Consider the following 25,602-nt stretch of genomic DNA (forward strand, 5'->3'; position numbering starts at 1 on the left):
CAAACTTTTTCGAGCCACGACTCAGATAAGCGGCTATATTCTGAGTGAGAACTCAAGAAAGGCTGTCGTGATGCCGAACTCGCTGCTGCTGGCCGTCCACATCACCATCGCGCTCGCCCTGACCATCCTGGTCGGCGTGCAGTGCACCGAACTGAGCCGAATCCGCTGGCGCCCAGTGGAAGCCATTCCCGAGGGCGCGGCCCGCGCCCTGCGCCTGACCCTGATCTCGGTCCCCGTCTTCACCCTCCTCACCGCGATCACCGGCTTCTCGGTGCTGGCCGACGGTGCCAAGGGTGGCCCCTGGGTCGGCGCGGGCGTGCTGTCCACCGCCGTCATCGGAGCCAGCTCCGGCTGGACCCGCCGCCGGTTGAGCAGGCCCGCAACGCATTTCGAGGGCCACGGGGCGGGTGTGCTGGCAGCCGTCCAGTGGGGCGTCCCCGCTCAGGCTCTGACCGCCGCCTTCCTGATGGCGGATCGCCCGGACAATCCGGCCCTCGCCATCGCGCCTGTACTACTGGCCCTCGCGGTCACCGCGGCGGCCTATGCCACCGCCCGCCGTTCGCGCCGCCCCGCGTCGGTAGTGGCCGCGGGCTGATCGGCGGGCAGGTGGTGCGCGTGGCCGAGCGCGATCGGCCTGCGGGGCGAGCGGGCAGTGCCGCGCGCTGCGTCCGGTTCCGCGAGCAACGCGATCAGCGGGTCGAAATCCCCCGTGCTCGAGGCTGATACGAATGCCGCCGCCATCGTCCGCTGCTGGTGTCGGTTCACCACCGGTGTCTCGCAATCCCGCACCCGACGCCGGGCGCGGGATGCCAGCTGGCGCGCGGCGATCGGTGAACGGTCCAGTCTGCGCCCGATCTCGTCGAACGGCACCGCGAACAGATCGTGCAGCACGAAGGCGATCCGTTCGGCCGGGCCCAGTCGATGCCATATCACCAGCAGTGCCGTCCCGATCTGATCCGTCTGCGCCACTTCGTGTTCCGGACCCGGGCGCGACGGTGCGGTGTGTTCGGGCGGTTCATGGTCGAACAGCAGTTCCGGGCGGGCGCGGCGGGCGCGCAGGATATCGAGGCAGACGCGGGCGAGCACGGTGGTGAGCCACGCGCCGAGGTTGTGCACCTGGCCGGGATCGGTGTGCCGGGCGCGCAACCAGGTCTCCTGCACGGCGTCCTCGGCGTCGGCCGCCGAACCCAGCATGCGGTGGGCGATCCGTTCCAGGCGTGCGCGGTGATGCTCGAATCCGGCTGCCGGGCAGAGTGTTTCGGTGTACATGCCGGGCCCTAGCGCTCGTCGACGATTTCGCCGGTCTCGGCGGTGTCGTCGAGGGTGAGTCCGGGGAACAGGGCGGTGCGCCCGAAGCCGGGCAGGTCGCGTAGCGCGGTCAGCATCTGCTCGGCCGACGCCCAGCGCCAGGTGTCGGTGTAGCTGCCGTTCTCCAGCCGGGTGAGCCGGGTCTCGGTCAGGCCGGGCGCACTGCGGCGCAGGCGTTCGATGAGTTCGGCACGCCGGGTGAGCAGGGCGTCGATGCGGCCGGTCACGACCCGGAAGTCGTGGATCCACAGCACTGGCAAGGCCTTCTCCTTCGCTGTCTCGGGGACAACGTCGAGCCTCACATCGGGGCGGGACCGCCAGTAGTGTCCGCGGCACCGGTCGCGTGTGCACTATCCAGGATCGGGGATGTGCATTCTGCACCCGCTGGAACCGCTGCGGTGAGCAGGAATTCACCGTTGACGAGCCGGGTGGAGAATTCGCCTCCGGCCTCGGCCACCCGGGTGCGCATATTCCGCAGCCCGCGCCCGCCATCGTCCGATGCGGCGACCCGGTGTACGCCGTCGTTGCGAATGCTCAACCGCAGCAGTCCGTCTCGCTGATCGCAGTGGATCGCGATGCTGGTGGCCGTGCTGTGCCGCAGGATATTGGTGACCGCCTCGCGGACCACCGGTGCCAGCACCCGCGCGGCCGCTTCGGCGAGCTCGTCGTCCTGGTGCAGGTCGACGTGAGCTCCGGTGGCGGTCAGCACGCGCTCGGCGTCCCGAAGTTCCCGGGGCAGGGTGGATTCCGTGCGATCGTCGACCATGGCGCGGGCGTCGGTGCGGGCGGTCTCCGCGATCCGCAGCGCCTCGGCGAGTTCGCTGGCGGCGCGTTCCGGATCGCGGGTGACGAGTTCGGTGATGAGGTCGCTCTTGAGCGCGAGCACCGACAGGGTGAGCCCGAGCAGGTCGTGGATATCGCGGGCCATCCGCAGCCGCTCCACCTGAACGGTCATGCGCACCAGCTCCATTCGGGACCGGTTGATCTGCTCCGACAGTTGCAGGAATCGCGACAGCCCGAACAGCACGGTGGTCGCCTCCAGCGCCAGCACCACCCAGCCGATCCGGCCGTCCACCGGTGTGGACGGCGAGTAGTACACCGCGCGCAGCGCGATCAGCCCCGCCACCACGATCGGCCCCCACCGGCCGTGCGGATGCAGCAGCACCGCGGCGGCGAGCAGGATCAGCCACACGCACCAGTCCGCGCCCAGCCACGGCAGCGGCAGCAGCGCGACGGCGGCCTGGATGATCAGCAGGGGAGTGGCGTAACGCGGCCGATTCAGTTGTGCCAGTAGCAGACCCGACATGGCCGCGCCGCCGAGCGCGATCTCGATCCGGTGGTCGTCGGCCTGGATGGTCATGGTCGCGGTCCAGGCGAGCAGGCTGGTGACCAGCGCGATCAGGGTCAGTCGCGGCACCAGTCGGCTGATCGGTTCGGAATCCTCCGGCAGCACTTCGAGTTCGGCGTGCAGGTCGGCGGTGGCGCGGACGACGTCGATCATGCGCCGGGTGGTGCGGGCGGCCTCGTCCATCGTGGCGCGGGCGCGTGCCGGTTGCCGCTCGAGTTCGGTGCGCGCGCCGCGCAGCAGTGCCATGACGCCGGTCAACTGGTCGCCCAGGGTGGCGCGCACCGTGCGGGCGGTGTGCAGGCGTTCGCGGGCGAGTGTCGCCTGGGCGAGGTCTTCGCGGGTGGCGTCGAGGCGGTCCAGGAGTGCGGGCAGTCGCAGCAGGCTGTACATGACGAGCCCGATGGCGGCAGTGGCGACCGTGGCGGCGAGATAGTCGAGCGCCGCGGCATGTCGGCCCTGATCGATCAGGCACGATCCGGCGGCGACGAGTCCGAAACCGATCCAGCGCACCCGATTCGGCAGGCACCACAGGGCGGTGGCCGCGAGCAGGCACCCGAGTCTGCCGCTGCCGTCGATCGTGACGGCCGCGGTCACGGTGAGCGCCAGCTGTACCGGGAGCACCCAGCGGCGGCTCGCGGAACGCCGCTGTGCCAGGACCAGCAGCACGGCCTGCAGCGCGCACAGCGCGGTGACGCTGCCCGCCGCGTCGAGGGCCACGGTCACGGTGAACAGCAGGAGAAACAGGTACCCGGTCGATCTGGGGAGTAGCGGCACGCCGATGATTGCATCCCGGGTCCCGCCTCCGGAGCAACCGGTGAGCGGGCCTGATCTGCGATGAGGAGTGCGTTTCCATGATCAGGGTGCTGGTTGCCGAGGATATGCGACTGCTGCGCGAAACCCTGGTGGCGTCCCTGGAACTGGAGTCCGACATCGAGGTGGTGGCCGCCCTCGGCGACGGTGAATCCATTGTCTCCGAAGCGATCTCCACTCGTGCCGAGGTAGCCGTCCTGGACATCGACCTCCCCGGCGTGGACGGCCTGACCGCCGCCGACGCCCTCCGCCGCCACCGTCCCGATTGCGCCGTGCTGATCCTCACCGTCCACGCCACCCCCGGACACCTCAAGCGCGCCATGGAAATCGGCGTCAGCGGCCTGGTCCTCAAGGACACCCCCCGCCACGAACTGATCCAGGCCGTCCGCACCGTCGCCGCCGGCGGCCAGGTCCTGGCCCCCGCCCTCGCCATGGCCGCCCTCCGCACCCCCGCCAACCCCCTCACCGACCGCGAAGCCGAAGTCCTCCGCTGCCTCGCGGAAGGCCGCAACCCCAAGGAAATAGCCACCCACCTCCACCTCTCCTACGGCACCGTCCGCAACTACCTCGCCTCCGCGGTAACCAAACTCCAGGCCCGCAACCGAGTCGACGCCCTCCGCCTGGCCAAGGACTCCGGCTGGCTCTAGATCGCCATCTTCACCGCCCGCTACTTCGCCCGATAGCGACCCGTACCGGCAAATGTAACCAATTTCCCGTAAATGTAACGATCTGCGGTTACATTGTCTCGATGGCTGATCTGAGTGCGCTGATCTCGGAGCTTCGGGTTGCTGGAGGTGACCGCGTCGATGTCGAGGTCAAGTCGGCTGCCGGAGGGTTGCCGCAGTCCTTGACCAGCACTTTGAGTGCTCTTGCGAACCTACCGGGTGGCGGGATGGTCATCCTCGGGTTGGATGAGCGGACCGGGTTTCGTCCCGTCCCCCTGGGTGACATTCACTGCCTGAAGCAAGGGCTGGGAACGAAGGCGCGTTCGTTCACGCCCCCGATTCAGATGCTGATCGAAGACGGAACAGTCGACGGTGAACCGGTCGTCATCGTCAGGGTGCACGAGTGTGATCGTTCCGCGAAGCCGTGCCGAGTCTCCGCGACCGGCACGGCCTACCTGCGCAGCTACGATGGCGACTTCGCCATGTCCGAACTGGAGGAGCAGGCGTTTCTCGCCTCGCGGTGTCCTCCGCTTTTCGATCGCGATCCGGTGGCAGGCGCGACTGTCGATGATCTGGATACCGAACTGGTGGAAGGGTTTCTGCGCTCGGTTCGAGAACGAGATCCACACGGGCTCGGGAGGTTCGCCGACGATACCGAATTGCTGCTGCGTGCGGGCGTTTTGGACGGGGCTGGACGGCCTACGGTGGCCGGGATACTCGGGATGGGTGTTCATCCTCAGCAGTGGTTCCCGCGGTTCGTGATTCAGGCCGCCGCCGAGCCACTGCGGACGGACTCGCCTGCGGTCCGTGCCCGCAATCAGACGACGATCACGGGTCCGATACCCCGCATGCTCGATGAGGCATTGGCCTGGGCGCGAAGGAGTTTCGGCACTTCGATCGTGACTGCCGCCGATGGGACGGTGCACGACAGGACCGACTATCCACTGGTCGCGTTTCGGGAATTGATCGGGAACGCGCTGGTCCATAGGGATTTGGATCACTGGTCAATGGGAATGGCCGTCGAGGTGCGGCTGCGCCAGGATCGTCTGGTCATCACCAATCCGGGTGGTCTCTACGGCATTACGGTCGAGCGCCTGGGGCGGGACGCGGTGACCTCGGCGCGCAATGCCCGGCTGGTCGCTATCTGTCAGCACGTTCGGACCCCCGAGACCGGCGCCCGCGTGATCGAGGCGTTGGCGACCGGCTTGCCCATCGTTACGGAGTCACTCGAACAAGCCGCCTTGCCGCCGGCCCATTATGTCGACGCCGGCATCCGATTCACCGCAGTGCTCTATCACGCTGCCCGGGAACCTGCCCGAACGCCGAAACTCAATGCGACGGAACAGAGAATCTACGACGCGCTGACAGCGGGCCCGCGCACTGTTCACGAACTCGAAGAGGCGCTGGCACTTTCGGCCCCGAACATCCGAAAAGCACTGCGCGCTCTCCGCGCGGCCAGCTTCGTCTCACAGGACGGCGGCCGTGGAAAGCCGACAATTTACCGACTCGAACCTTGAAAAGCACCTGTGAGTACTGACCGACATCGCCCCGGGGGGCGGCGGAGGTGCCGGTGATTCGAGACACATCGGTGTGCGCCGGGAACCCGGGGGCGATCGGACGCGACTGATCGTCCAGGGGTTTTCTGCGATGACGCACGGCTCGAGGATGGTGGCACTGAATGGGTGGAACGCGGTCGCTGGGTGTGCGGTGGGGTTATCCGGTTGCCGCGGTCGTGGGGGTGGGCGTGGTTGTCTGGGTGGTGGTGGGGTTCGGGGAGATGCCTTATCGGGCAGCGGGAATCGGGTATCCGGGGGTGGGTGGGGTGCTGGTTTTCGTGCTGTTGCGGGTGGTGGCGGCGGTGTCGGGAGCGGTGGCGTTGGGGGCGTTGGTGTTCAGCGTGTGCTGTGCGGCGTTCGAACGGGGTGGACGGGTGGGGGTCGAGGGGTATGCCGGGTTGCGGATCGTGCAGCGGGCGGCGGGGGTGTGGGCGCTGAGTGCGCTGGTGCTGATTCCGGTGAGTGCGGCTGATGTCGCGGGGTTTCCGGTGTTGGGGGCGTTGCGGTCCGGTGCGGTGGTCGCGCTGGTGGAGGCGGCGGAGAAGCCGAAGGGGTGGGTGGTGGTCGCGGTGCTGGCGGGGGCGGTCGCGGTGGGGGCGCGGCTGGTGCTGTCGTGGATCGGCGCGGTGTTGCTCATGGTGGTGGCGGCGGTGGCGGTGTTGCCGCCCGCGCTGACCGGGAATGTGGGGGAGGGGCCGGGGCATGACTACGCGACCGGGGCGATGATCTTCTTTCAGGTCGCGGTGTCGGTGCTGCCGGGATTGTTCGCCGGTCTCGCGGCGCGGTGGCGGGCGGACGATCCGCGGGCGTCCGCGCTCGTCGGGCGGGCGGTGACCATCGGTGTGCTGTGCCTGGGGGTGGCCGGTGCGACCGGACTCGTGCTGGGCGCACTGCTGTTGCCGCCACACGCGCTGGCGTCCACCAGCTACGGTCGGCTCGCGCTGGTGGTGGCCGCCGCCGGAGCCGGGATCGCAATGCTGTTGTGGCGGTGCGTGATCGCGCGCCGAGCGGGCCGTCTGGAGCGGGTCGGCCCACTGCTGCGCGGTGTCGCGGCACTCTCGGCGATCTCGTGCGCGGTCATGGTCGCGATGGCGGTGCAGCCCGCCCCCGCGTTCGACGGGCAGCGGTTCACCGCGCAGGAGGTGTACATCGGCTTCGATCTGCCGGGCCCGCTGACGGTGTCGCGGCTGATCACGTTCTGGCGCTTCGACATCGTGCTCGGTAGCGCGGCCGTGTTGGCCGCGGCGGCCTACCTGCTCGGCGCGTATCGGCTGCGGCGACGCGGTGACGGCTGGTCGCGGTGGCGCACACTGTCCTGGGTGAGCGGCTGCGTCGTCCTGCTGATCACCACCTCATCGGGCATCGGCGCTTACGGCTACACCATGTTCAGCGTGCACATGGTCACCCACATGGTCCTGAACATGGGTGTCCCGGTGCTGCTGGTGCTGGGCGCACCCATGACCCTGCTGCTGCGCGCCGTGCCCGCCGCGGGCAAGGACGCCCTGCCGGGGCCGCGGGAATGGGTACTGGCACTGCTGCATTCGCGCCCCGCCGCGATCCTCGCGCATCCGGCCACCGCGCTGACGCTGTTCGTCGTATCGCTCTACGGCCTGTATTTCACGACGCTGTTCGAGAACCTGATCCGCTACCACTGGGGTCACGTGCTGATGAACGTGCACTTCCTGATCATCGGCTACCTCTACTACTGGGGCATCATCGGCATCGACCCGGGCCCGCGCAGGCTCCCGCATCTGGGCCGCCTGGGAGTCCTGTTCGCGATCATGCCTTTTCACGCATTCTTCGGTGTCGCGGTGATGTCGATGTCCACCGTGATCGGCGACCGCTTCTACGCGCAACTGGAGTTGCCGTGGCCGGTGGACCTGCTGGGCGATCAGCACATGGGCGGCGGCATCGCCTGGGTCTCCGGCGAAGTCCCGATCCTGCTGGTGGTGGGCGCGCTGCTGACCCAGTGGGCCGGGCAGGAGCAGCGCACCGCGGTGCGCACCGACCGCAAGGAGGACGAGTACGGCGACTCCGACCTCGACGCCTACAACGAGATGCTGCGCCAGCTGGCCGCGACCCGCCGCTGAATCACTCAGTCGCGGAAGCGAACCCGCCGCAGCCGCAGGCTGTTGGACACCACGAAGAACGACGAGAACGCCATGGCGGCCCCGGCGATCAGCGGATTCAACCAGCCCAGCGCCGCCACCGGAATCGCCACCACGTTGTATCCGAACGCCCACACCAGGTTTCCCCGGATGGTCCGCAGCGTGGCATGCGCGAGCTCGATGCCGTCGGCGACCGCGCCGAGGTCGTCACGCACCAGGATGACGTCGGCGGCCGCGATGGCCACGTCGGTCCCGGCCCCGATGGCCATGCCGAGATCGGCGGTGGCCAGGGCCGCCGCGTCGTTGATGCCGTCACCCACCATCACCACCCGACGCCCCGAATCCCGCAGTGCCGCAATGCGTGCCACCTTGTCCTGCGGCAGCAGCTCCGCCGCGAACTCCGCGATCCCGACGCTCGCCGCCACCGCCCGCGCGACCTCGGTGTTGTCCCCGGTCAGCAGCAGCGTCCGAAGCCCGAGCCGATGCAGCCGGTCGATGGCGGCCGCCGCACTGTCCTTCACCGTGTCCGACACCGCGAACACCGCGACCGCGCGACCGTCCACCGCCGCGAGCACCGCGGTGCGCCCCGCCCGCTGCTGTGCGTCGACGGTGGCGGCGAGCGAATCACTCACCGCCACCTGATGTTCGGTGAGCATGCGCAGCTGCCCGACCAGCACGGTATGTCCCTCGACCACGCCCCGCGCACCCAATCCCGGTAGCGCTTCGAAGGATTCGACGCCGGGCAGCTCTCCGACGCGGGAAGCGCAGGCGGCCACCGCCGCGGCGACCGCGTGTTCGGAAGCGACCTCGACCGCACCCGCCAGCCGCACCGCCGCGTCCTCGTCGCAGCCCTCGTCCACCGTCACCGCGACCACCCGCATCTCACCGGTGGTCAGCGTGCCGGTCTTGTCGAGCACCACGGTGTCGACGTCCCGGGTCGCCTCCAGCGCCTGATGCCCCTTGATGAAGATGCCGAGTTGCGCCCCGCGCCCCGACGCCACCATGAGCGCGGTCGGAATGGCCAGTCCGAGGGCGCACGGGCAGGCGATCACCAGCACCGCCAGCGCGGCCGCCCCCGCGCGATCCAGCCCGCCGCCGCTACCCCACCAGGCCGCGAAAGTGCTTGCCGCGATGAGGAACACGATGGGCACGAACACCGCCGACACCCGGTCTGCGACGCGCTGCATCCGCGCCTTGCCCTCCTGCGCCTGCTCGACGAGCCGGATCATGCCGGACAGCGCGGTGTCCGGCCCGACCGCGTCGGCGCGCACCACCAGCCGTCCGGTCAGCGCCGTGGTCCCGCCGAGGACGCTCATGCCCGCCCCCACCTCCACCGGCAGCGATTCGCCGGTCATGGCGCCGGTGTCGATGCTGGAAGCGCCGGACACCACCACCCCGTCGGCCGCGATGGTCTCACCGGGCCGCACCACGAAACGCTGCCCGGTCACGAGTTCCCTTACCGGGATCCGCATTTCGCGGTCGGCGGCGGTCAGCACGGTGACCTCGCGCGCGGCGAGCGCGGCCAGGGCGCGCAATGCGCCTCCCGCACTGCGTTTGGCGCGGGCCTCGAAATACCGTCCGGCGAGCACGAAGCAGGTGACCCCGGCCGCAACCTCGAGGTAGATGGAGTCGCTGGACCAGATGGCGTCCCACACTCCGCGCGGTGCGTCGGCGCGCGGCGGCCGCAGGAACATGGTGTGCAGCGACCACAGCGTGGCACTGACGATGCCCACCGAGACGAGGGTGTCCATGCTCGCCGTGCGGTGTCGCGCATTGGCGAGGGCCTTGCGGTGCAGGGGCGCCGCCGACCAGCACACCACCGGCAGCGCCAGCGCGGTGAGGATCAACTGCCAGCCCGGTATCCGCGCGGCCGGGATGGTCGCGAACATGATCGACAGGTCGGCGAGCGGGAAGAACGCCAGCAGCGCCACGGTGAGCCGGCGGCGCAGATCGATGATCTCGGTCCGATCCGGCCCGGCGGTGGCGGCGGCCTCGGCCCGGTCGGTGATGGGTGTCGCGCCGTATCCGGCGGCGATCACCTTCTCGCACAGGCTCTCGGGTGTGACGGTCGCGCCCGCGTCGATGGTCGCCACCCCGGTCGCGTAGTTCACCGAGGCCGTCACGTCCGCCAGCTTGTTGAGCGTCCGCTCGACGCGGGCGGCGCAGGCGGCGCAGCTCATTCCGGTGACGGTGAGCGCGATCCGGCTGGGTGCGTCCGTGGTTTCGATGCTGACTTCGGTGGTCATGGTGATCCGTCCGTCCGGCGGTGAGCTCCGCGCGATGCCGTCGTCCGTCTGTCGGCGGACGGGGCCTCCGTGAATTGGTCGGATGGCGGGCGGGAATGGTTCCGGACAGCCGATGCGAGCCCCGTCACCTGCGGGGCGCGGGCGGATGTGACAATCGTGCGCGTGTATTGCTCTGTCGCGCGCGAGGCCCTCTCCGCACGGATCGACGGTGAGGCCGGACCGGTTCCCGCGGCCCGGGTCGACGAGCACCTCGAATCCTGTGCGGACTGCTCGGCCTGGTTCGACCGCGCCTGCGAGCTGTCCCTTCGCGTCGACCTGTCGGCGATCACCGCGCCCGACCTGACCGCCGACATCCTGCGGTCAGCCGCCGCCGAGACCCAGCAGTCCGGCTACGTCGGCAGGGGACAGGCCGGGTAGCGCCACCGCATGGTCCGAGCGCCAGTCCCGGTCGAAGCCCGCGAGCTGGATATCGCACCAGACGGTGACGGCCTGCCGCAGCCCGGCATCGAGATCGGTTGTGCTGCAAAGATTCTCCCGCCATTCCGACAGCGGCAGCATCGGTAGGTCATGGGCGGCCTCCAGTACGTCGCGCACATCCACCTGCGCCGTGCCGATCAGGTCGAGAACCCGGGTGCCCGCCTGCGGTTCGGCCACCGCGGCGGCGACCACTGTCGCGGCATCCTCGGCACGGGTCATTGGTTCGCGCAGCGTGACGGCCGGGATGCTCCCGAGGGCACGCACGGCCGCATCGACCGACAGCAGGAAATCCCGGCGTTCGGTGCGCCGATCCCCCGGGGAGGGCAGGATCCGCCCGAGCCGGGCGATGGTGGCCGAAATTCCGGTGCGCCCGGCAGCCTCGGCGATCACGTGTTCCGCGACGCATTTGCTCTGCGCGTACCCGGTCGGGATGCGCGCCGGATCTCCCAGCACGCCACCCGGTCCGGAAGCGGTGATCGTCGAGACGAAGGTGACGCCCGCACCGCGCGCGGCCGCCAGGCGGGCGACTTCGGCCGTGGCGACGACATTGGCCGTGCGCAACCCGGCGTAGGTCCGCAGCGGGCTGATCACGGCGGCACTGTGCACGATGTGCGCGAGTCCGGTGAGCCGCTCCGGCGCGACACCCAATCCGGTTGCGGTGCAATCTCCGCGGATGGCGATCAATCGCCCGGTCTCGAGCGCGTGGGTCACGGCGGCTTCCGCGTCGGTGGCGGCCACCGCGCGCAGCAGTCTGTCGACGGCCGCGGCGTCGCCGTCGGCTCGCACCGGGACGAGGATCTCGGCGTCGGTGTCGCGTAGCAGTGCGTCGAGCAGATACGCGCCGAAGAATCCGGTGCCGCCGGTGAGCAGCACGCGTGGTGGGTCGGTGGACTCGCAGGTCCGGGCGGTCGCGGTGAGGCCGGCGAGCAGTGTGGTCGCATCCGAGATCAGCGGTGCCGCAGCCGATTCCGGATCCCGCTGTCCGGTGAGATGTGCGGTGAGGGCGAGTGCGCTCGGATGCTCGAACACCGCCTCGACCGGAACGGCTGTCCCGAGGGCAGAGGAGAGCCGATTGGCCACGGCGATGGTCTGCATGCTGGTGCCGCCACTCCCGAAGAAGTCGGCGTCTGCGGCTAGACCGGGATCGCCGAGCACCTCCCGCAACACGGCGAGCACCCGATCCGCGGGGGATCCGGGTGCGTCGGTGGACGGGGAGCCGGGCGTGTCGGCCGCCGTGAGGTTCCCACCCTCCGTGAAGTTCCTGTCCACCTTGAAGTTCCGATTACGCGGCAGCTCGTCGACGGTGGTGAAACGCGCCGGAATCCATTCGCGGGGCAGGGCGCGCGCGAGATGTGCGCGTGCGGCCATCTCCCAGTCCGATGCTGCATCCGTGCCGAGGTGGACCCAAGCCGCCAGTGATAGTGGTCCGGACCGCGCCACCAACGCATCACTGATCCCGGGGACCTGACGCAGAGCGTCCTCGATGGTCCCGGTGTGGACCCGCCGCCCGCCGAGTTTGATCAGATCGTCGATGCGGCCGAGGAATTCGAGCTGGCCGTCGGTCCGCACCCGCACCCGATCCCCGGTGTGGAACGCGTTGACCACGGTACCTGCCAGCGGAACGGGCCGAAATCCCTTGGGGCCGTGTGGATCAGGGAGGTAGCCGCGTGCGAGCGTCGGACCGTAGAGGCACAGTTGTCCGACCCGCCCGCCATCCGGTTCGAGTCCCTCGTCGGGATCGACCTCGTCGATCAGCAATGCCGCACCAACGCTCGGAAAAAGAGCACCCAGTGGAACCAGTTGTCCCGGAGCTGTTTCCGAGCCGATCCGCCCGGCAGCGCAGACGACCGTCGCCTCGCTGGGACCATAGCTGTTGACCAGCGTCACCGGACTATGTCGCTGCCAGCGCGCCACCAGCTCGGCCGACACCTCCTCGCCGCCGATGACGATCTGCCGCAGCGTCTCCGGCAGCACCACGCTCCCCGCACACACGGCGATGGCGAGTTCGTGCCACAGCGCGGTAGGCAGATCCAGGACCGTGACGGCGTACTCGCTTGCAGCCGTGACGATTTCGGCGATCGAACGCCGCTGTCCGGCGGCCAGCGTCACCACACTCGCCCCGGCGGCCAGCGCGACGAAGATCTCTTCGATACTGGTGTCGGCGTGCAGCGGCCCGAATTGCAGCACCCGGTCGGAGCTGTCCCAGCCGTACTGGTGCACGGCGTCGTCGACGAACGCGCACAGCGCACCGTGCTCGACCACGACACCTTTGGGTCGCCCGCTCGACCCGGAGGTGAATACGACGTAGGCCACCCTCGTGCGTTCCCCGGATACGAAGTCGTGATTGCTCTGTGGCAGTACCGGATTCCCCGCGAACCGCAGGGTGGGAGTGGCGGCGCTGATCTCGTTCGTGAAGTCGGTCGCGCCATCACCGTGGACAACGACGGACGGCGCGAGCGCGCTGAGAAGCTCCCGGCGATCGGCCGCCGGGAGATCGGCATCGAGTGCGACATGTCCGGCCCCGGCGAGCTGAATGCCGAGGATCGTGATCACGTCCGCCGCCCGGGCTCCCGGCGCCAGCGCGACCAGATCCCCGGCGCGGACACCTGATTCGCGCAGTTGGCGAGCCCGATCCAGCGCTCGGCGCAGCAGTTCGCCACGATCGAGCGTCACTCCGGTCTCCGCATCCACAAGGGCGGGGGCACTGGAGTCGGCGTGCGCATGAGCCTCCATGAGCCGCAGCGGGTTCGGCGCGGACCCGAGTGTCGGTGCCTGTACCGGTTCGACCCGCCGACCGATCTGCCCGGCAGTCGACTCCGGTGCTGTTGCGGCCCGGTCGATCAGCGTCACCAGCGCGTCGGCGTGCCTCTTCAATTCGTCCGCGCTGTAGGACCCCGGATTGGCGTCCAGGCACAGCTCCGCCGCTCCGGAGCGCAGGTAGACGTTGACGGCGAGATCCTCGACGGGACCGGCGGTGAGATTGTGCGCCCGCACCTCGACGCCCGGCAGACCGAGGTCGTAGTCGAACGGCATGATGTTGACCACCGGCCCGAAAAGCCTGCGGTGCCCGCCGATCCGGCCCAGCTCCCGGCGCAGATCCTCGTGCCGGTAGCGGGCATGCGAACGGGTCGAACGCAGTGTCGCACCGATATCCCCCGCCAGTTCGTCGAGAGTCCGATCGGGTGCGACCCGGACCGGCAGCGCAATCGCATTGAGCACCATGGCGGGGACGGTCGCGGCGACGGATCCCATCCGGTTCATCATGGGAACCCCCAGCACCACGTCCTCCACGCCGGTGCGCCGGGACAGATACCCGGCCACAGATGCCAGGATCAGTTCCGCTGCCCCGTAGCGTTTTCCGGCTCCCGGCTGCCACTGAGTGAGCGAGCGACGGGTGCGCAGCCGGTGGACGGCGGGCATCCGGGGCCGATCGGTCAGCACCGGTGCGGTGCCGTCCGTGAGCAGTGCATGCCAGAACTGCCGATCGGTGTCCCGCCGCGCACTGCCGCGATACGCGGTGTCCTCGGCGACGACGTCGGACAGTGTTCGAATCGCGCTGCCGTTCCGAACCCACTTGTCGGGCAAGGCGTCACATTCGAACGCCATCGCGTCGAGCCGTAGATAGTGCTCGGCGACACGTCGTGCGCACAGCGCGAAGCCGTACCCGTCCAGCGCCACATGATGGGCGCGGTGATACCAGAACACCTGCCCCGGTGCGAGTTTCACCACGAGATGCTGTGTCGTGGGTCCGTCGAAGGGGTCGACCGGAGTGTCGTGGTCAGCGCGCATCAACGCATGCGCCGCTGCCAGCGCATCGGCGGCGCCGGTCAGATCGACCGTCTCGACCGGCACCGTCCCCGGCTCTTCGACCCGCTGCCGGACCTCGGCACCGCTGCCGATCAGCCGAATCCGCTGCGCCTCGGTGTCCGCGACCATCAGTCGAACCGCCGCCGCCCAGCGCTCGGCGTCGACTCCACGCAGTTGCAGATACTCGCCGAGCACGAAGGCGGGATTGCCGGGCCACAGCAGCTGGGCGTCGAGAATGCCCCGCTGCGCGGCGGTCAGCGGAAGTTCGGTCATGTCAGGTGTGCCAGCCACGCGCCGAGGGTCGGCTGCTCGGCCAGTTCGGCGAACCGCACGGCGCAACCGCTTTCGCGCCAGCGCTGCACGAGGGTGGCCAGTCGCAGCGAGTCCAGGCCGAGGTCGATCAGCTCGGTCTCGTCGGTCAGCTCCGTCGGCTCCGCGAACAGCACCTCGGCGATATCGGCGATCACCCGATCGCGGTCGAGACCCACCCGGGACTCCTCTCCGTGCGCGACAAGCGATTCAGTTGACTCGGCGCTCACGGCCCACCCAGAACTGTTCGCGCAGCTCGCGCCTGAGGATCTTGCCGCTGGGATTGCGTGGAATCGTGGTCACGAAGTCGTATTTCGACGGCACCTTGTATCCGGCCAGCCGTCCGGCCAGGAAGCGCACCAGCTCCCGCGCCGTGAGCTCGGCCCCCGGCACGACGACCACGAAGGCGTGCACCCGTTCACCCCAGCGTTCGTCGGGAGCACCGACCACTGCCGAATCATGCACGGCGGGATGCCCGTTGACGACCTTCTCCACCTCGGCCGGGTACACGTTCTCACCCGCCACGATGATGAGGTCCTTCACCCGATCCCGAATGACCAGGTAGCCGTCCTCGTCGAGGTAGCCCGCGTCGCCGGTGCGCACCCAGCCGTCGACGACCGTCGCGGCGGTGGCCTGCGGGTCACCGAAGTACTCGAGCATGCCCGCCGGACTCGCGAGATACACCTCGCCCGACTCACCCGGCGCGGCCGGAGAGCCGTCCGGCCGTCGAATCTCCAGGCGGACACCGGGATACGGGCGCCCGGCCGCCTGCAACCGGGCGGTGCCGGGCCGGTGCTGATCCGGGGGCAGGCACACGGCGGTGTTCCCGGTTTCGGTGAGCCCGTAGATCTGCGCGAACTCGCAGTCCATCGTGGTGAGGGCGCGCCCGAGCAGGTCCGGCCCGATGGGCGACCCGCCGTAGACGACCTTGCGCAGTGACGCGAAATCCGCTGCGCCGACGCCGGGTTCGGACAGGGTCAGCAGGATCATGGCGGGCACGAAGCAGGTGACGGTGACCCGATGGTCGCGTACGGCTGTGACGGCGGCCGAGCCGGTGAAGTGCGGCAGCACGACATTGGTGACACCGCTGTTGAGACCCTGTGTGGCCCACCACATTCCACCGATGTGAAAAGACGGCAACGCGATCAGGCTGACATCGCCGGGCTGCCAGTCGATCCAGTCCAGTTCGGCCGAATCGAGTAGCTCACGCACCGCGAAGAAGGTCCGGTGCGCCAGCACCACCCCCTTCGGCTGCCCGGTGGTGCCGCTGGTGTAGATCTGCGTCACGGGGGTGTCGGCCCCAGCCGTGAACTCCGGAATCGCCTGTCCCGCATGGCTGTCGCGCCACTGCTCGAACTCCGGGATGCCGAGGACGAGCCCGTCGGCACCCACCCGCTCGGGCGCATCGGTGACGATCAGTCGCGCCCGGCAGTGCGCGACGATGTACTCGATCTCGTCGCCCGCCAGTCGCCAGTTGACCGGCACCAGCACCGCGCCCACCCGGGCGCAGCCGAAGAGCAGCTCATAGACCGCCGCGCCGTCCTTGCCGAGATGGACCACCCGATCTCCGGGCCCGATGCCACTCGCATGCAGGGCGGCGGCGACCGCGTCGGCCCGCTCGGCCAGTTCGCGGTAGCTGATCCGCTCGGCGCCGACGATCAGGGCGGCGCGGTCGCCGTGGTGCGCTGCGTTGTGGTCCAGCGCCGCAGCAAGATTCGCGTTCATCGTGCCCTCTCGGCGGCCGTCGGCGGATCGACCAGCACGATCTCGACCTCGCCGACGGCGCTGCCCACGCCGTCGTCGGTGAAGTCCACCCGGGTCTGCAAGGCGATCAGCGGCCGGGACCGATGCCGGAACTCGACATCGGTGATGGTGAGTTCGGCCCGGTACGCCCGGGAGTTGATGGGTCGCCGGTAGCGGCTGCGCATCTCGCTGATGAGCACCGCGGGCAGCTGACGCTCCCAATAGTCGTCCATCGACCAGTTCGCCAGCTCCGGAATCAGCCGGTCGCGCACGGCGGCCGCCAGCGTGTAGTAGATCAGCTGGTTGTAGGAGATATTGAATTCGACGGCATTGAAATGTCCGGTCTCCTCGATGTAGCAGGATTCCGCGATCTCGAACCGTCCGACGCCGACGACCTCGGTGCCGCGCCGAAATACGCTGGCCTGCTTCAGATATACGGTGTCCTTGCCCGCGTAGGGGGTCATGGTGCGGGCCAGCAGTCGCGTATCGGACAGCACCACACTGGATTCCGGCAGGGCGAGGGAGCTCACGCGATCACCCCGGCGCTCAGCGGGTACTCGTCGGTGACGGTGACCCGGAAGGATTCGGTGGGTTCGCCACCGGGATTGTGCAGCGCGCGATGGATGAGCGTCCGGTTGTCCCACAGCACCAGATCGCCGGGCTCGTAACCCCGCAGGAAGATATTGGGATGCTCGAAAGTCGTGTCCAGCTGCCCGGACTCGGCGAGCAGGTCGTCGATCAGCCGACGCGGCAGCGGGTTTCCGTCGGCATCCTCGATCTCATAGGTGAACGCCTCGGTGACGTAGAGGATCCGTTCACCCGTGACGGGATGGGTGAGGACGGTCGGCCAGGTCTGCGCGGGCGTCTTCCGCTCCACTTCGGCGATGACCTCGCCCAGCGGCCGGTACACGTCCGACGGCCGGATCTTCACGTAGCGCCGCGCGCTGTGGCGGCAGCGGGTGCCCTCGATCGCCGCGCGCAACCCCGGGCTCAGCCGCCGGTAGGCCACGGACATGTCGATGAAGTAGGTGCCCCGGCTGACGGTGGGCAGCCGCTGTGGATAGAACAGCGTGACCGCGAACGGTTCCGGCATGAACTGGTAGTCGGAGTGCCAGAACGCGCCGGTCTTCGGCACGCCGATCGGCCCGGTGTCGTGCCGCAGGTTGGAGGACACGAAGATCAGTTCGTGGTCGGGGTGGTGGTACATGGGCTCGTAGTAGGCCACCGGGGTGCCGAAGGCCCGGCCGAGTTCGATGAACCGATCCGGTGTCAGCGTCTGCTGTTTGAGCACCACGATCTTGTCCCGGTAGAGGTGTTCGCGCAGGGCCGCCAGGTCGGCGGCGGTGGCGGCGGCCGGGTCGAATCCGTTCACCTCCACCCCGTGGCGGGTCGCGGTCCGGGTGGCGATCTGCATGCTGTTCCTCTGCTGTGGGTGCGATCCGGCGGTTTTGCGCCCCGGCCGGATCGCCGCGTTCCTCGAGCTGACGTCCCGTTCGCTCGCTCCGAGCTGCCGATGTCCTCCAGGTAGTCGCGGCCGGACCGCGATCGGTTCCCGAACGCCGCGAGCGGTTTCGCGGGCCCGGGCGGGGTGCGCCGTCGTGCTACGCTGCCGCCCGCGCCCCTCGAGGACTTCGACGTCCGTTCCCGCCCGACCCGTCATCGCACGCGGTTGCACCGCTGGGTTCGAGAGCGACATTCTTTGTGAGTCAGGTGAATACCGCGCCGCCGCGCCGCTTCGTCGCCGACGCCGGGGCGCTGATGGCGTCGAGCGCGGTCAATGGCGCTCTCGGACTGGTGTTCTGGGCCTGGGCGGCGCACCGCCTCCCGGTCGCCCTGGTCGGCCGCTCCAGCACCCTGATCATGGCGGCCACCACCATCGCCGCGGTCTCGAACTTCAGCATGGGCCCGTTCTTCGAACGCTTCCTGCCGGCGGCGGGCCGCTCCGGACCGCGCGTGATCTTCCGCACCCACGCCGCCGTCGCCCTGGTCGCCGCCTTGCTGGCCACCGCCTACCTACTGATCGCGCCGCGGCACTTGCTCTTCGACAATGCCTGCGACATGGCCCTGTTCGTGATCGCGGTGGTGATCGTCGGCGCGTTCGCCCTCCAGGATTCGGTGCTGGTCGGCCTGCTGCGCGGCCGCTGGGCCGCCGCCAAGAACATCTTCCACGCGCTCGCGAAACTCGCCCTGCTCATGCTCGTCGGCACCACCGCCCTCGGCATGAACGCGGTCCTGCTCGCCTGGGTGATCCCCGCGGCGATCGCGGTGGCCGCAGCCCAGTACGTGATCGCCACCGGCGCAGGCGGTTTGGGCCGCCTGTTCGAGGCGCAGGCCCGCCCCGTGCCCCCATGGCGTGAGCTGGTGCGGGAATGCTTCTCCCTCTACGGCATCGTGCTGATCAACGCCCTGTCCTCGTTCGTGGTGACGCTACTGGTGGTGACCCGCCTCGGCGTGGAACAGGCCGCGTACTTCGGCGTCGCCTGGACCCTGGTGTCGGGCGTCGCCCTGCTGCTCTCGGTCATCAACGGCCCCTTCGTGGCTCGTGCGGCTGCCCGCCCCGAGGACCTCCCCGACCTGATCCGCCGCCAAACCCGCCTGCTGACGCTGGTAGCCCTCGCCGGAGCAGCCGCCCTCGCCCTCGCCGCCCCGGTCGCCCTGCGACTACTCGGGCGCGACTACCCGACAGCCCGCCCGCTGCTGCTTCTGATGGCCGTCATGCAGCCGCTGATGATCCCCGCCTACCTCTTCGCAGGCTTGTCCCGAGTCCTACGCCGCCTCGACCATCTGCTGCTGGTGCAGGGCCTCAGTGCCTTGGCTGTAATCGCCGCAACCTGGCAACTGCTGCCGGTCTTCGGCATAACCGCCGTTGGAATCGCGTATGTCACAGTGGAATTGACTGTCGTGGTGGCCGTCCTCGGTCCGATCCGGTCAATGCTCCGAGAAGTACGCCCGGGCGTGCCGTCATACCCGCCCGCGCCGGTTCATTCGGACCTGCCCGCAGCCGAGATGCCTCCGGTGGCTGTGAATGCGGATCTCGCGTGCGCCTTGCCCGACGGCGGCGTGGCGCGCGTTGAGGCGATGTCTGTCGATGTGGTTGTCCCGCTGCACAATTGCGCCGAGTTCATCGCCGAATGCGTCGCGGCACTGGGTCGGCAGACGCGTCCGCCCACGCGTGTGGTGATCGTCGATGATGGATCCACCGATGGCGGAGCCGATCTGGGGATGGCGGCCCTGGCGGCAGTGGGACTGCCCGGCATCCTGGTGCGGATCGACGAGCGAGTTGGGGCGGGTGCGGCGCGGAATCAGGGACTGGGGGTGGTCACCGCCGAGCTGGTGTGGTTCGTGGACGCCGATGACACGGTCGCGGACGATGCGCTCGAAATCCTTTGCGCGGCGCTGGGTGAGCACGACTTCATGGCGTGTAGGACAACCCTCATCGCGTCCGATGGACAGGTGTTGGGCATCGACGAACCCACGCCACCACACATCGAGGTCGCAGGGGAGGAGTTCGCGGGCTTGCTGCTGTCCGGTGTGGTGCGGGCGTATCCCACTACGAAGCTGTTTCGTCGCGCGATCCTTGGTGAACGGCCGTGGGATGAGGTGCGCCGCTACGAGGACATGGCGGCCATGCTCGCACTCTCGTTGCGGGCCAGGTCGATCGGATTGGTGGCGGCCGCGCCGTACCGCTATCGCCAGCATGCCGCGTCGGCGTCGAAATCCTTCGACCCGGTGACATTGCAATTGCTGGAATTGCCCGACCGGGTGCGAGAGCGGGCGCGCGCGGCCGGATACCGGCCCGCCCCAGCTGTGTTCGCGGCCTTCGTGTTTCGTGAATCGGTGTTGCCGCTGGCGAACCTGGCCATCCGGGCGCAGAGCGGATCCCCGGCCGCGAGTGAGCTCGCGCAGCAGGCTGTGCGCTCCGCGCGGGACCGGATCGGTGTGCGCGGGCTGGTGCTGACGGTGTGCGCCGGGCAGCCGCGGATCGCGGCTGCCGCACTGGTGTTGAAGAGCTTTCCCGGACTGTACGCACGAGTGTTGAGGCGGAGATGAGCAGGAACGCGGCCCCCGGAACCGAGACGGCTGTCACCGAGGTGTGGCGGGAGGTACTGGATCTCGACGATATTCGCCCCGATGACAGCTTCAGCGAGCTGGGCGGCAGTTCGCTCCAGATGGTCGAGCTGCGGGACGCGGTGCAGCAGCGTTTCGGCATCCGGCTGTCGATCGCAGACTTGGCGAGCGCGGATACCGTGGCGGCCTTGGCTGTTCGGCTGGAGGAGACGGACCGGCGCGAGTACGCCACCGGAACCCGGGGCGCGGTGCGCATCGGCAGCGCCGCCGTGCCGGGGAACGAGCGCATCAGGCTGTTCTGCCTGCCCGGTTCGGGCGGCAGTTCCTGGTCGTTCGTGCCCCTGGCCAACCGGTTGCCCGACGTCACGCTGTACGCGGTGTGTCAGCGCGGGCTGGAGCGCCGCGGCCTGCCGCACTACCGGATGAAATCACTGGTGCGGCACGCGGTTCGGGCGATCCGCGCGGTGCAGCCCGCCGGTCCCTACTACCTGCTCGGGCATTCGATGGGCGGGGTGGCCGCAGCCGAGGTCGCTGCCGAACTGGAACGTGGCGGGGGAGAGGTCGCGCTGGTGGTGCTGCTGGACGCCACCCTGCCCACCGCCACCGCACGCAATCTCGGGCTGTCCATTCGGCCCCCGGAGCAAGCCAGCTCTACCGCAGAGGCGGCAATAACCGCACGGATCATGCTGTACGCAAGCATGTTTCGCGCAGGCCTGGCCGATCATGACATCGGCAGACGGCAGGAGCTGTTCTACCAGATCGGATTACGGGTGCAGAACCGTCACCGGCTGCGCCCACGGTCGTGCCGTGCGCTGGCGGTGGTCACCGCGGACACCGAACACCAAGTGGAGGGCTGGCGACGCGTACTCGGCGACTTCCCCGTGGTCACCGTGTCCGGCGCGCACATGGACGTGGTCAGGGAGGGGCCGGTGCTGTGGGAGCTTGCCGGGCATGTGCACACCGCCCTGACAGCGCCGCAGCAGAATCCATGATTCGTTGCTGCGGCGCATGCCTGGCCCCCGTCGAGATCAGACGTCGCTGGTAGGCCCGAGCGTGGTCACCGTGTCGCCGGAATCGCTGACCACGGTGACGTACGGCTGCACGGTGGCCGGTCCGACCACCCCGGTCACCGTGGCGATCGCGTTCACGATGCTGATGAACCCGTTCTTCCCGCTGATCTTCCCGGACGCCACCTCCACGGACTTGACGCCCGGCCCGAACCCGACCTCCAGCTCACCGGTCACCGTCGGAATCAGGCTCCCGTTGAACCCCAGCCCCGGAATATTGTCGGTGAGGTTGAACCCGAAAGACGGTGTGCTGTAACTGAGTTTGATCCGACCACCGAACGTCGCCGGATACCCCACCAGGTACCCGATCTTGATGTACCCGGTGAATTCCTCGGCCTTGTCGCCGTCGACGCTGAACTCCGCCTTGCCGTCGTGCAGCCACTGCCGAGTCAGCGGATTGCGGTCCAGCGGCGCGACGCCGCGAATCGTATTGTCCGACAGCATCGCGGTGATGGTGCGCTGCTTGGCATCCACCACGATGCTGGTGCTGTTCACCGTGGCGGATGCCGTACCGGCCGCGGCCAGTAGGGCGAACGTCGCCGCCACCGCGACGAGTGCACGGCGGTGTAGGGAACCTCGGGTCATTCTTGCCTCATTCGTTTCATTTCGAGCTGCCGAGGACCGAACGGTCTTTCGGCGGACAGGACGAGTAGGGGGCGGATTCACTTGCCCGCCATGGGAAAGGCCGGCGCGTAGACGCTGACCCAATCGATCTGGATCTCGGTGTGGTCGGGCGTACCCACCCACGGGCACGGCGCGACCCCGTATTCGACAGCCTTGGCGCACCCGCCGGACTGGGTCTGCAGAGCCAGCCACATAGGAGTGTTCGGAACGCGATCGCCGGTCTCGACGCCCCACACCTGGCCGTTGAGCGTGTAGCGCACCATGCCGGGCAGCCATTCGACGCCGACGGTGTTCCACCGACTGAAGTCGGCCCGAACCGCCTGCTGGGCCTTGCGCCGCCCGCCGGAGTCGGTCCAGTGCAGGAACCCGTCGACGTAATCCCGCGCGCCGCCGAAGTTCTCGGCGAAGTCGATCTCGGGCGGCCAGATCTCGTCGCGTGGCCACAGCAGCAGGTGGAAGGTGACGTCGTCGCTGGGGTCGGCGCGCAGGCGCACCTCCCACTTGCCGTAGGTCTGCGGGCGCGGCCACATCCCGACCCCGCCGGTCACCATGCGGCCGAACTCCCGATAACCCCGCAGCGTGAGCATGCCGTCGCGCACCACGGTGTGCGACGGCAGCCAGAAACTGGCCGGATCGCCACCGGGTTTGCCGCTGTAGCGGCCCCAATCGGATTCGGAGAGTTGATCGCCGGTGAAGTCGTCGACGAACACCTGCCGCCAACCGGGCAGGTCGCCGCGCGGGGCCGCCACCCCGGACACGCCGTCGGCCGCGGTGCCGCGCGCGCACTGTGCGATACCCGCGCAGCACAGCAGCGCCACCGCCAGCAGCAGCGCGCCGAGCACCGGGCGGCGGGACAGTCGTCGGCTCATGCCATGGTCCCCATGCGCACGGCCGTCGCACTCAGCCCGAGCACGACGGCGGCGAAGGCCAGCCCGTGCAGCACCGGCCGAGCGGTGGCCAGCCGGTCGGTGGTCCCGGTGCGCGGCACCGAGCGCTCCCGCAGCACCGTGGACAGGGCCAGCAGTCCCAGCGCGAGTGCGAACATCACCGCGCCGGCGGGGCCGATCACGAAGTTCCACAAGGTCATTGCTCCTGTCGCTGGCGTTCCAGCACGATCACGTGATCGGTGCGCTGCACGATGCGGTAGCGGCCCTGCCGGGCCAGTTCGTCGGCGAAGGTCCACAGCGAGCCCGGCGGCATGCCCCATTGGAGTCGCAGCGCCGCCTGCTGAGTGGTGCTGAGGAAGACGTAGTCGGCGTCAAAGGTGTCGACGCAGGCGATGGTCCATTCGGCACACTTCCCGTTCTGCGGCCGCGCGACGGTGGTGAGCCGCGCCATTTGCAGCACGCCTTCACCGTTGGGCGGAATCACGCTGGCGCCGTCGGGAATTCGACGCAGCAGGTCGCGGGCCGCCGCCGCGACATCGGCGGGATTGCGTTCGAAGGCGGTATTCAGGCCGCGTGTGGTGAGCCCGAGCACCGCGGCCACCAGTACCGCGGGCGTCAACAGTGCGGCGGCTACACCACGCCGCCGCCGCGGACATGCCGCCGAGGTCGTCCGCCGCGCGAATCCGTATGCCCACCCGAACAATCGGTGCAGGCAGAGCGCGGCCAGCGGAGCCATGATCGGCAGCGCGTAGAAGAAGCAGCGCAGCACGATCTCGCCGCCGTAACTCTGCGCCACGATCAGCGTGAACGGTGCCGCGAACAGCGCCAGCGCCGCGAGCGCGAACCGCGAATGCCGATGCAGCAGCAGTCCGATCGCGGCCAGCACGGCCAGTCCGCCCGACCACCCGATGCGCACCAACTGCATGCGCTGATAGGTCGGATCGCCGGTCACCCGGTCGCTCACCCCCGACTGCAGCGACCTGCCCACCCGGCCCAGATCACTGAGCAGCACATGCAGGTGACCGGTCCAATAGTCCGGCGCGCCATAGCTGAGCCACAGCGTGAACACGATGCCCAGTGCCACCGGCAGCCCGCGCTGCCGCAGACAGCCGACCAGGGCCAGCAGGGTCAGGGTGGCGATGGTGAACACCGGGGTCAGCTGATGACTGACCACAGTGGCGGCACCGATGAACAGCAGCACGAATTCCAGTGCCAGCGCCTGCGTTCGACCGACCCCGTCCGGCAACCCCGGAACCCGCACCGGCAGTGCCGACAGCCGCTGCACCCACCCGCCGCTCAGCGCTGGTGTTCCACCGCCGCGCAGCAGCCACAGCAGCACCGCCACCATGCTGAAGTGCATGACGATCGCGATGGCCTGCGGCGCGAAGTAGTCCTGCTGAAACCAGTTGCCGCACACATAGATCGCCAGGCTCACCCAGGCCAGCCGCTGCGACCCGGTCACGATGCGCGCGATCACGAACAGCGGCAGCGTCGCGAACCCGGTGATCACCGCCGGAGCCCACAGCAGCAGCGGCCCCGCATCCGGCAACCCCGCCAGCCGCACGATCAACGCTGCCGCATCGAAGAACCCCGACCAACTGAACCGGGCGTCCACGCTCGGCGGCAACCGATGCGCGGCCCCGAGGTAATCGACGAACCCCACATGCACGAACCCGGTCCCGACGACCGCGCTCCCATCCGCCACGCTGACCAGCTGATACAGCCCGCACACCAGCAGCGCCACCGCCCCGGCGGCGCTCACCCCGTCGACCCGCCGCCGAGCCAGCGCGCACGCGAACACCCCGGCGATCAACACCAGCGCGACAGGCATCCGCCAAGTCAGCACCCCGACAAGCCCATACGCCCCGGCCGCATCGAGATCGACGACCCGCGACTCCCACCACAGCAGCCCGGCCGCCACCCCGAGCCCGGTCAACGTCACGAATCGGCTTCGCGTCCAGCGCATTCCATACGCGGCACCGATGCCGAGCTGTCGCACACCTGCCCCGGACCGGCCGATGGCCGACCCACCCAGCGTCGGACCCGATGCCATGCCACCGGACGCGGGCAACGGTCGCAAGCTCTTGCGGCGAGTCCGTCGTCCGATGGCGACCGTGTGCTCAGACGGAGGTGCCGTGTCGTCATCATGGCCGCGGCCCCGGAGGCGCTGAATCAGCCACGGCCGCTGGACTTTCCATTCCCCGCGCAGTCGAGGAGTGAGGTAGGCGAGGGTGGCGGCGACGGTGATCGTCGAGATCAGGAGCGCACACGGGATCGGCAGCCAGTGTGCGGAGGTGATCTGGGCGAGGGCGAGCAGCAGCCAGGTCGCCCAGGAGGTGCTGATGCCCAGGATCAGCGTGATCGGCAGGCTGGGCAGGCGGATCAGGGCGATGAGCGGCAGGCCCGGCGCGCAGCAGAACATGGCCAGGACGGCGGCGAAGCGGAGTGGACCGCCACAGTCCGCGATGGCCATCAGGGTTGCCGCGCAAGCGATTGCGGACGCCGTGAGCACCGCGATCGGGGGCAGCGGGTATCGCGGCCGGTGGGAAGCCCGGGTCCGGCCGGGGGAGTCGAGCCGG

At 69.1% G+C, this 25,602-nt stretch carries 20 protein-coding genes; 7 read left to right on the forward strand and 13 right to left on the reverse strand.

Annotated elements, in window-relative coordinates; all coding sequences use genetic code 11:
• Window positions 1-70 precede the first annotated feature (70 nt).
• The gene (locus tag OG300_RS35985; protein WP_405488820.1) at window positions 71-595 is read left to right on the forward strand and encodes a hypothetical protein; all 525 of its coding nucleotides are present in this window, start codon (window positions 71-73) and stop codon (window positions 593-595) included.
• On the opposite strand, the gene OG300_RS35990 is transcribed toward OG300_RS35985, so the two are convergent.
• Genes OG300_RS35990 through OG300_RS36000 form a run of 3 tightly spaced genes read right to left on the reverse strand, consistent with a single transcriptional unit; the run spans window position 541 to window position 3,430 of the window.
• Window positions 541-1,269 (reverse strand): sigma-70 family RNA polymerase sigma factor, encoded by a 729-nt coding sequence (locus OG300_RS35990; protein WP_405488822.1) that lies wholly within the window; start codon window positions 1,267-1,269, stop codon window positions 541-543. The genes OG300_RS35985 and OG300_RS35990 overlap by 55 nt on opposite strands.
• An 8-nt stretch (window positions 1,270-1,277) precedes the next feature.
• The gene (locus OG300_RS35995) at window positions 1,278-1,568 is read right to left on the reverse strand and encodes a hypothetical protein (RefSeq protein WP_405488824.1); all 291 of its coding nucleotides are present in this window, start codon (window positions 1,566-1,568) and stop codon (window positions 1,278-1,280) included.
• A 38-nt stretch (window positions 1,569-1,606) separates the two neighbouring features.
• Window positions 1,607-3,430, reverse strand: coding sequence for a sensor histidine kinase (locus OG300_RS36000; RefSeq protein ID WP_405488826.1), 1,824 nt, complete (start codon window positions 3,428-3,430; stop codon window positions 1,607-1,609).
• A gap of 77 nt (window positions 3,431-3,507) precedes the next feature.
• Here OG300_RS36000 and OG300_RS36005 point away from each other — a divergent pair, with 77 nt between their 5' ends.
• From OG300_RS36005 to OG300_RS36015, 3 genes are all read left to right on the forward strand, one after another.
• A complete protein-coding gene (locus OG300_RS36005; protein ID WP_405488828.1) occupies window positions 3,508-4,113 on the forward strand; it encodes a DNA-binding response regulator in 606 nt (201 codons plus the stop codon).
• A gap of 101 nt (window positions 4,114-4,214) precedes the next feature.
• The gene (locus OG300_RS36010) at window positions 4,215-5,648 is read left to right on the forward strand and encodes an ATP-binding protein (protein WP_405488830.1); all 1,434 of its coding nucleotides are present in this window, start codon (window positions 4,215-4,217) and stop codon (window positions 5,646-5,648) included.
• Between the two features lie 161 nt (window positions 5,649-5,809).
• Window positions 5,810-7,777, forward strand: a complete 1,968-nt coding sequence (locus tag OG300_RS36015) for a cytochrome c oxidase assembly protein (protein ID WP_405488832.1) — start codon at window positions 5,810-5,812, stop codon at window positions 7,775-7,777.
• Window positions 7,778-7,782: 5 nt separating this feature from the next.
• Here the strand turns inward: OG300_RS36015 and OG300_RS36020 are convergent, their stop codons facing one another.
• On the reverse strand, window positions 7,783-10,041 hold the full coding sequence (locus OG300_RS36020; RefSeq protein WP_405488834.1) for a heavy metal translocating P-type ATPase: 2,259 nt from the start codon (window positions 10,039-10,041) through the stop codon (window positions 7,783-7,785).
• A 162-nt stretch (window positions 10,042-10,203) separates the two neighbouring features.
• Here OG300_RS36020 and OG300_RS36025 point away from each other — a divergent pair, with 162 nt between their 5' ends.
• On the forward strand, window positions 10,204-10,458 hold the full coding sequence (locus OG300_RS36025) for a zf-HC2 domain-containing protein (protein WP_405488836.1): 255 nt from the start codon (window positions 10,204-10,206) through the stop codon (window positions 10,456-10,458).
• Here OG300_RS36025 and OG300_RS36030 read toward each other — a convergent pair.
• The 5 genes from OG300_RS36030 to OG300_RS36050 are packed head-to-tail and all read right to left on the reverse strand — an operon-like array spanning window position 10,402 to window position 17,791.
• Window positions 10,402-14,616 (reverse strand): AMP-binding protein, encoded by a 4,215-nt coding sequence (locus tag OG300_RS36030; protein WP_405488838.1) that lies wholly within the window; start codon window positions 14,614-14,616, stop codon window positions 10,402-10,404. The two genes, OG300_RS36025 and OG300_RS36030, sit on opposite strands and share 57 nt — an antisense overlap.
• Window positions 14,595-14,813, reverse strand: a complete 219-nt coding sequence (locus OG300_RS36035; RefSeq protein ID WP_405488840.1) for a phosphopantetheine-binding protein — start codon at window positions 14,811-14,813, stop codon at window positions 14,595-14,597. Before OG300_RS36035 ends, OG300_RS36030 begins: the two co-directional genes overlap by 22 nt.
• Before the next feature lie 31 nt (window positions 14,814-14,844).
• A complete protein-coding gene (locus OG300_RS36040) occupies window positions 14,845-16,359 on the reverse strand; it encodes an AMP-binding protein (protein WP_405488842.1) in 1,515 nt (504 codons plus the stop codon).
• On the reverse strand, window positions 16,356-16,907 hold the full coding sequence (locus OG300_RS36045) for an FcoT family thioesterase (RefSeq protein ID WP_405488844.1): 552 nt from the start codon (window positions 16,905-16,907) through the stop codon (window positions 16,356-16,358). The genes OG300_RS36040 and OG300_RS36045 overlap by 4 nt, the downstream gene beginning before the upstream one ends.
• A complete protein-coding gene (locus tag OG300_RS36050) occupies window positions 16,904-17,791 on the reverse strand; it encodes a TauD/TfdA dioxygenase family protein (RefSeq protein ID WP_405488846.1) in 888 nt (295 codons plus the stop codon). The genes OG300_RS36045 and OG300_RS36050 overlap by 4 nt, the downstream gene beginning before the upstream one ends.
• A gap of 287 nt (window positions 17,792-18,078) precedes the next feature.
• On the opposite strand from OG300_RS36050, the gene OG300_RS36055 reads away from it, so the two are divergent.
• Window positions 18,079-20,427, forward strand: a complete 2,349-nt coding sequence (locus tag OG300_RS36055; protein WP_405488848.1) for a glycosyltransferase — start codon at window positions 18,079-18,081, stop codon at window positions 20,425-20,427.
• Window positions 20,424-21,437 carry an alpha/beta fold hydrolase gene (locus OG300_RS36060; RefSeq protein ID WP_405488850.1) on the forward strand — a complete coding sequence of 338 codons (1,014 nt, stop codon included), beginning with the start codon at window positions 20,424-20,426 and terminating at the stop codon, window positions 21,435-21,437. The genes OG300_RS36055 and OG300_RS36060 overlap by 4 nt, the downstream gene beginning before the upstream one ends.
• 36 nt (window positions 21,438-21,473) lie before the next feature.
• Here the strand turns inward: OG300_RS36060 and OG300_RS36065 are convergent, their stop codons facing one another.
• From OG300_RS36065 to OG300_RS36080, 4 genes are all read right to left on the reverse strand, one after another.
• The gene (locus OG300_RS36065) at window positions 21,474-22,097 is read right to left on the reverse strand and encodes an MspA family porin (RefSeq protein ID WP_405488852.1); all 624 of its coding nucleotides are present in this window, start codon (window positions 22,095-22,097) and stop codon (window positions 21,474-21,476) included.
• Between the two features lie 77 nt (window positions 22,098-22,174).
• A complete protein-coding gene (locus OG300_RS36070) occupies window positions 22,175-23,005 on the reverse strand; it encodes a glycoside hydrolase family 16 protein (protein ID WP_405488854.1) in 831 nt (276 codons plus the stop codon).
• A complete protein-coding gene (locus OG300_RS36075) occupies window positions 23,002-23,223 on the reverse strand; it encodes a hypothetical protein (RefSeq protein WP_405488856.1) in 222 nt (73 codons plus the stop codon). Before OG300_RS36075 ends, OG300_RS36070 begins: the two co-directional genes overlap by 4 nt.
• Complete coding sequence (locus OG300_RS36080) at window positions 23,220-25,496, reverse strand: hypothetical protein (protein ID WP_405488858.1); 2,277 nt, start codon at window positions 25,494-25,496, stop codon at window positions 23,220-23,222. Before OG300_RS36080 ends, OG300_RS36075 begins: the two co-directional genes overlap by 4 nt.
• Between the last annotated feature and the right edge of the window lie 106 nt (window positions 25,497-25,602).

The organism is Nocardia sp. NBC_00511, from assembly GCF_045161165.1.
GTDB lineage: Bacteria > Actinomycetota > Actinomycetes > Mycobacteriales > Mycobacteriaceae > Nocardia.

Coding starts and splice junctions, on each gene's coding strand:
- OG300_RS36040 (WP_405488842.1), bottom strand. CDS start 16,359: ATGAACGCGAATCTTGCTGCGGCGCTGGACCACAACGCAGCGCACCAC.
- OG300_RS36050 (WP_405488846.1), bottom strand. CDS start 17,791: ATGCAGATCGCCACCCGGACCGCGACCCGCCACGGGGTGGAGGTGAAC.
- OG300_RS35985 (WP_405488820.1), top strand. CDS start 71: ATGCCGAACTCGCTGCTGCTGGCCGTCCACATCACCATCGCGCTCGCC.
- OG300_RS36060 (WP_405488850.1), top strand. CDS start 20,424: ATGAGCAGGAACGCGGCCCCCGGAACCGAGACGGCTGTCACCGAGGTG.
- OG300_RS36070 (WP_405488854.1), bottom strand. CDS start 23,005: ATGAGCCGACGACTGTCCCGCCGCCCGGTGCTCGGCGCGCTGCTGCTG.
- OG300_RS35990 (WP_405488822.1), bottom strand. CDS start 1,269: ATGTACACCGAAACACTCTGCCCGGCAGCCGGATTCGAGCATCACCGC.
- OG300_RS36015 (WP_405488832.1), top strand. CDS start 5,810: ATGGGTGGAACGCGGTCGCTGGGTGTGCGGTGGGGTTATCCGGTTGCC.
- OG300_RS36065 (WP_405488852.1), bottom strand. CDS start 22,097: ATGACCCGAGGTTCCCTACACCGCCGTGCACTCGTCGCGGTGGCGGCG.
- OG300_RS36020 (WP_405488834.1), bottom strand. CDS start 10,041: ATGACCACCGAAGTCAGCATCGAAACCACGGACGCACCCAGCCGGATC.
- OG300_RS36005 (WP_405488828.1), top strand. CDS start 3,508: ATGATCAGGGTGCTGGTTGCCGAGGATATGCGACTGCTGCGCGAAACC.
- OG300_RS36080 (WP_405488858.1), bottom strand. CDS start 25,496: ATGGCCATCGCGGACTGTGGCGGTCCACTCCGCTTCGCCGCCGTCCTG.
- OG300_RS36075 (WP_405488856.1), bottom strand. CDS start 23,223: ATGACCTTGTGGAACTTCGTGATCGGCCCCGCCGGCGCGGTGATGTTC.
- OG300_RS36010 (WP_405488830.1), top strand. CDS start 4,215: ATGGCTGATCTGAGTGCGCTGATCTCGGAGCTTCGGGTTGCTGGAGGT.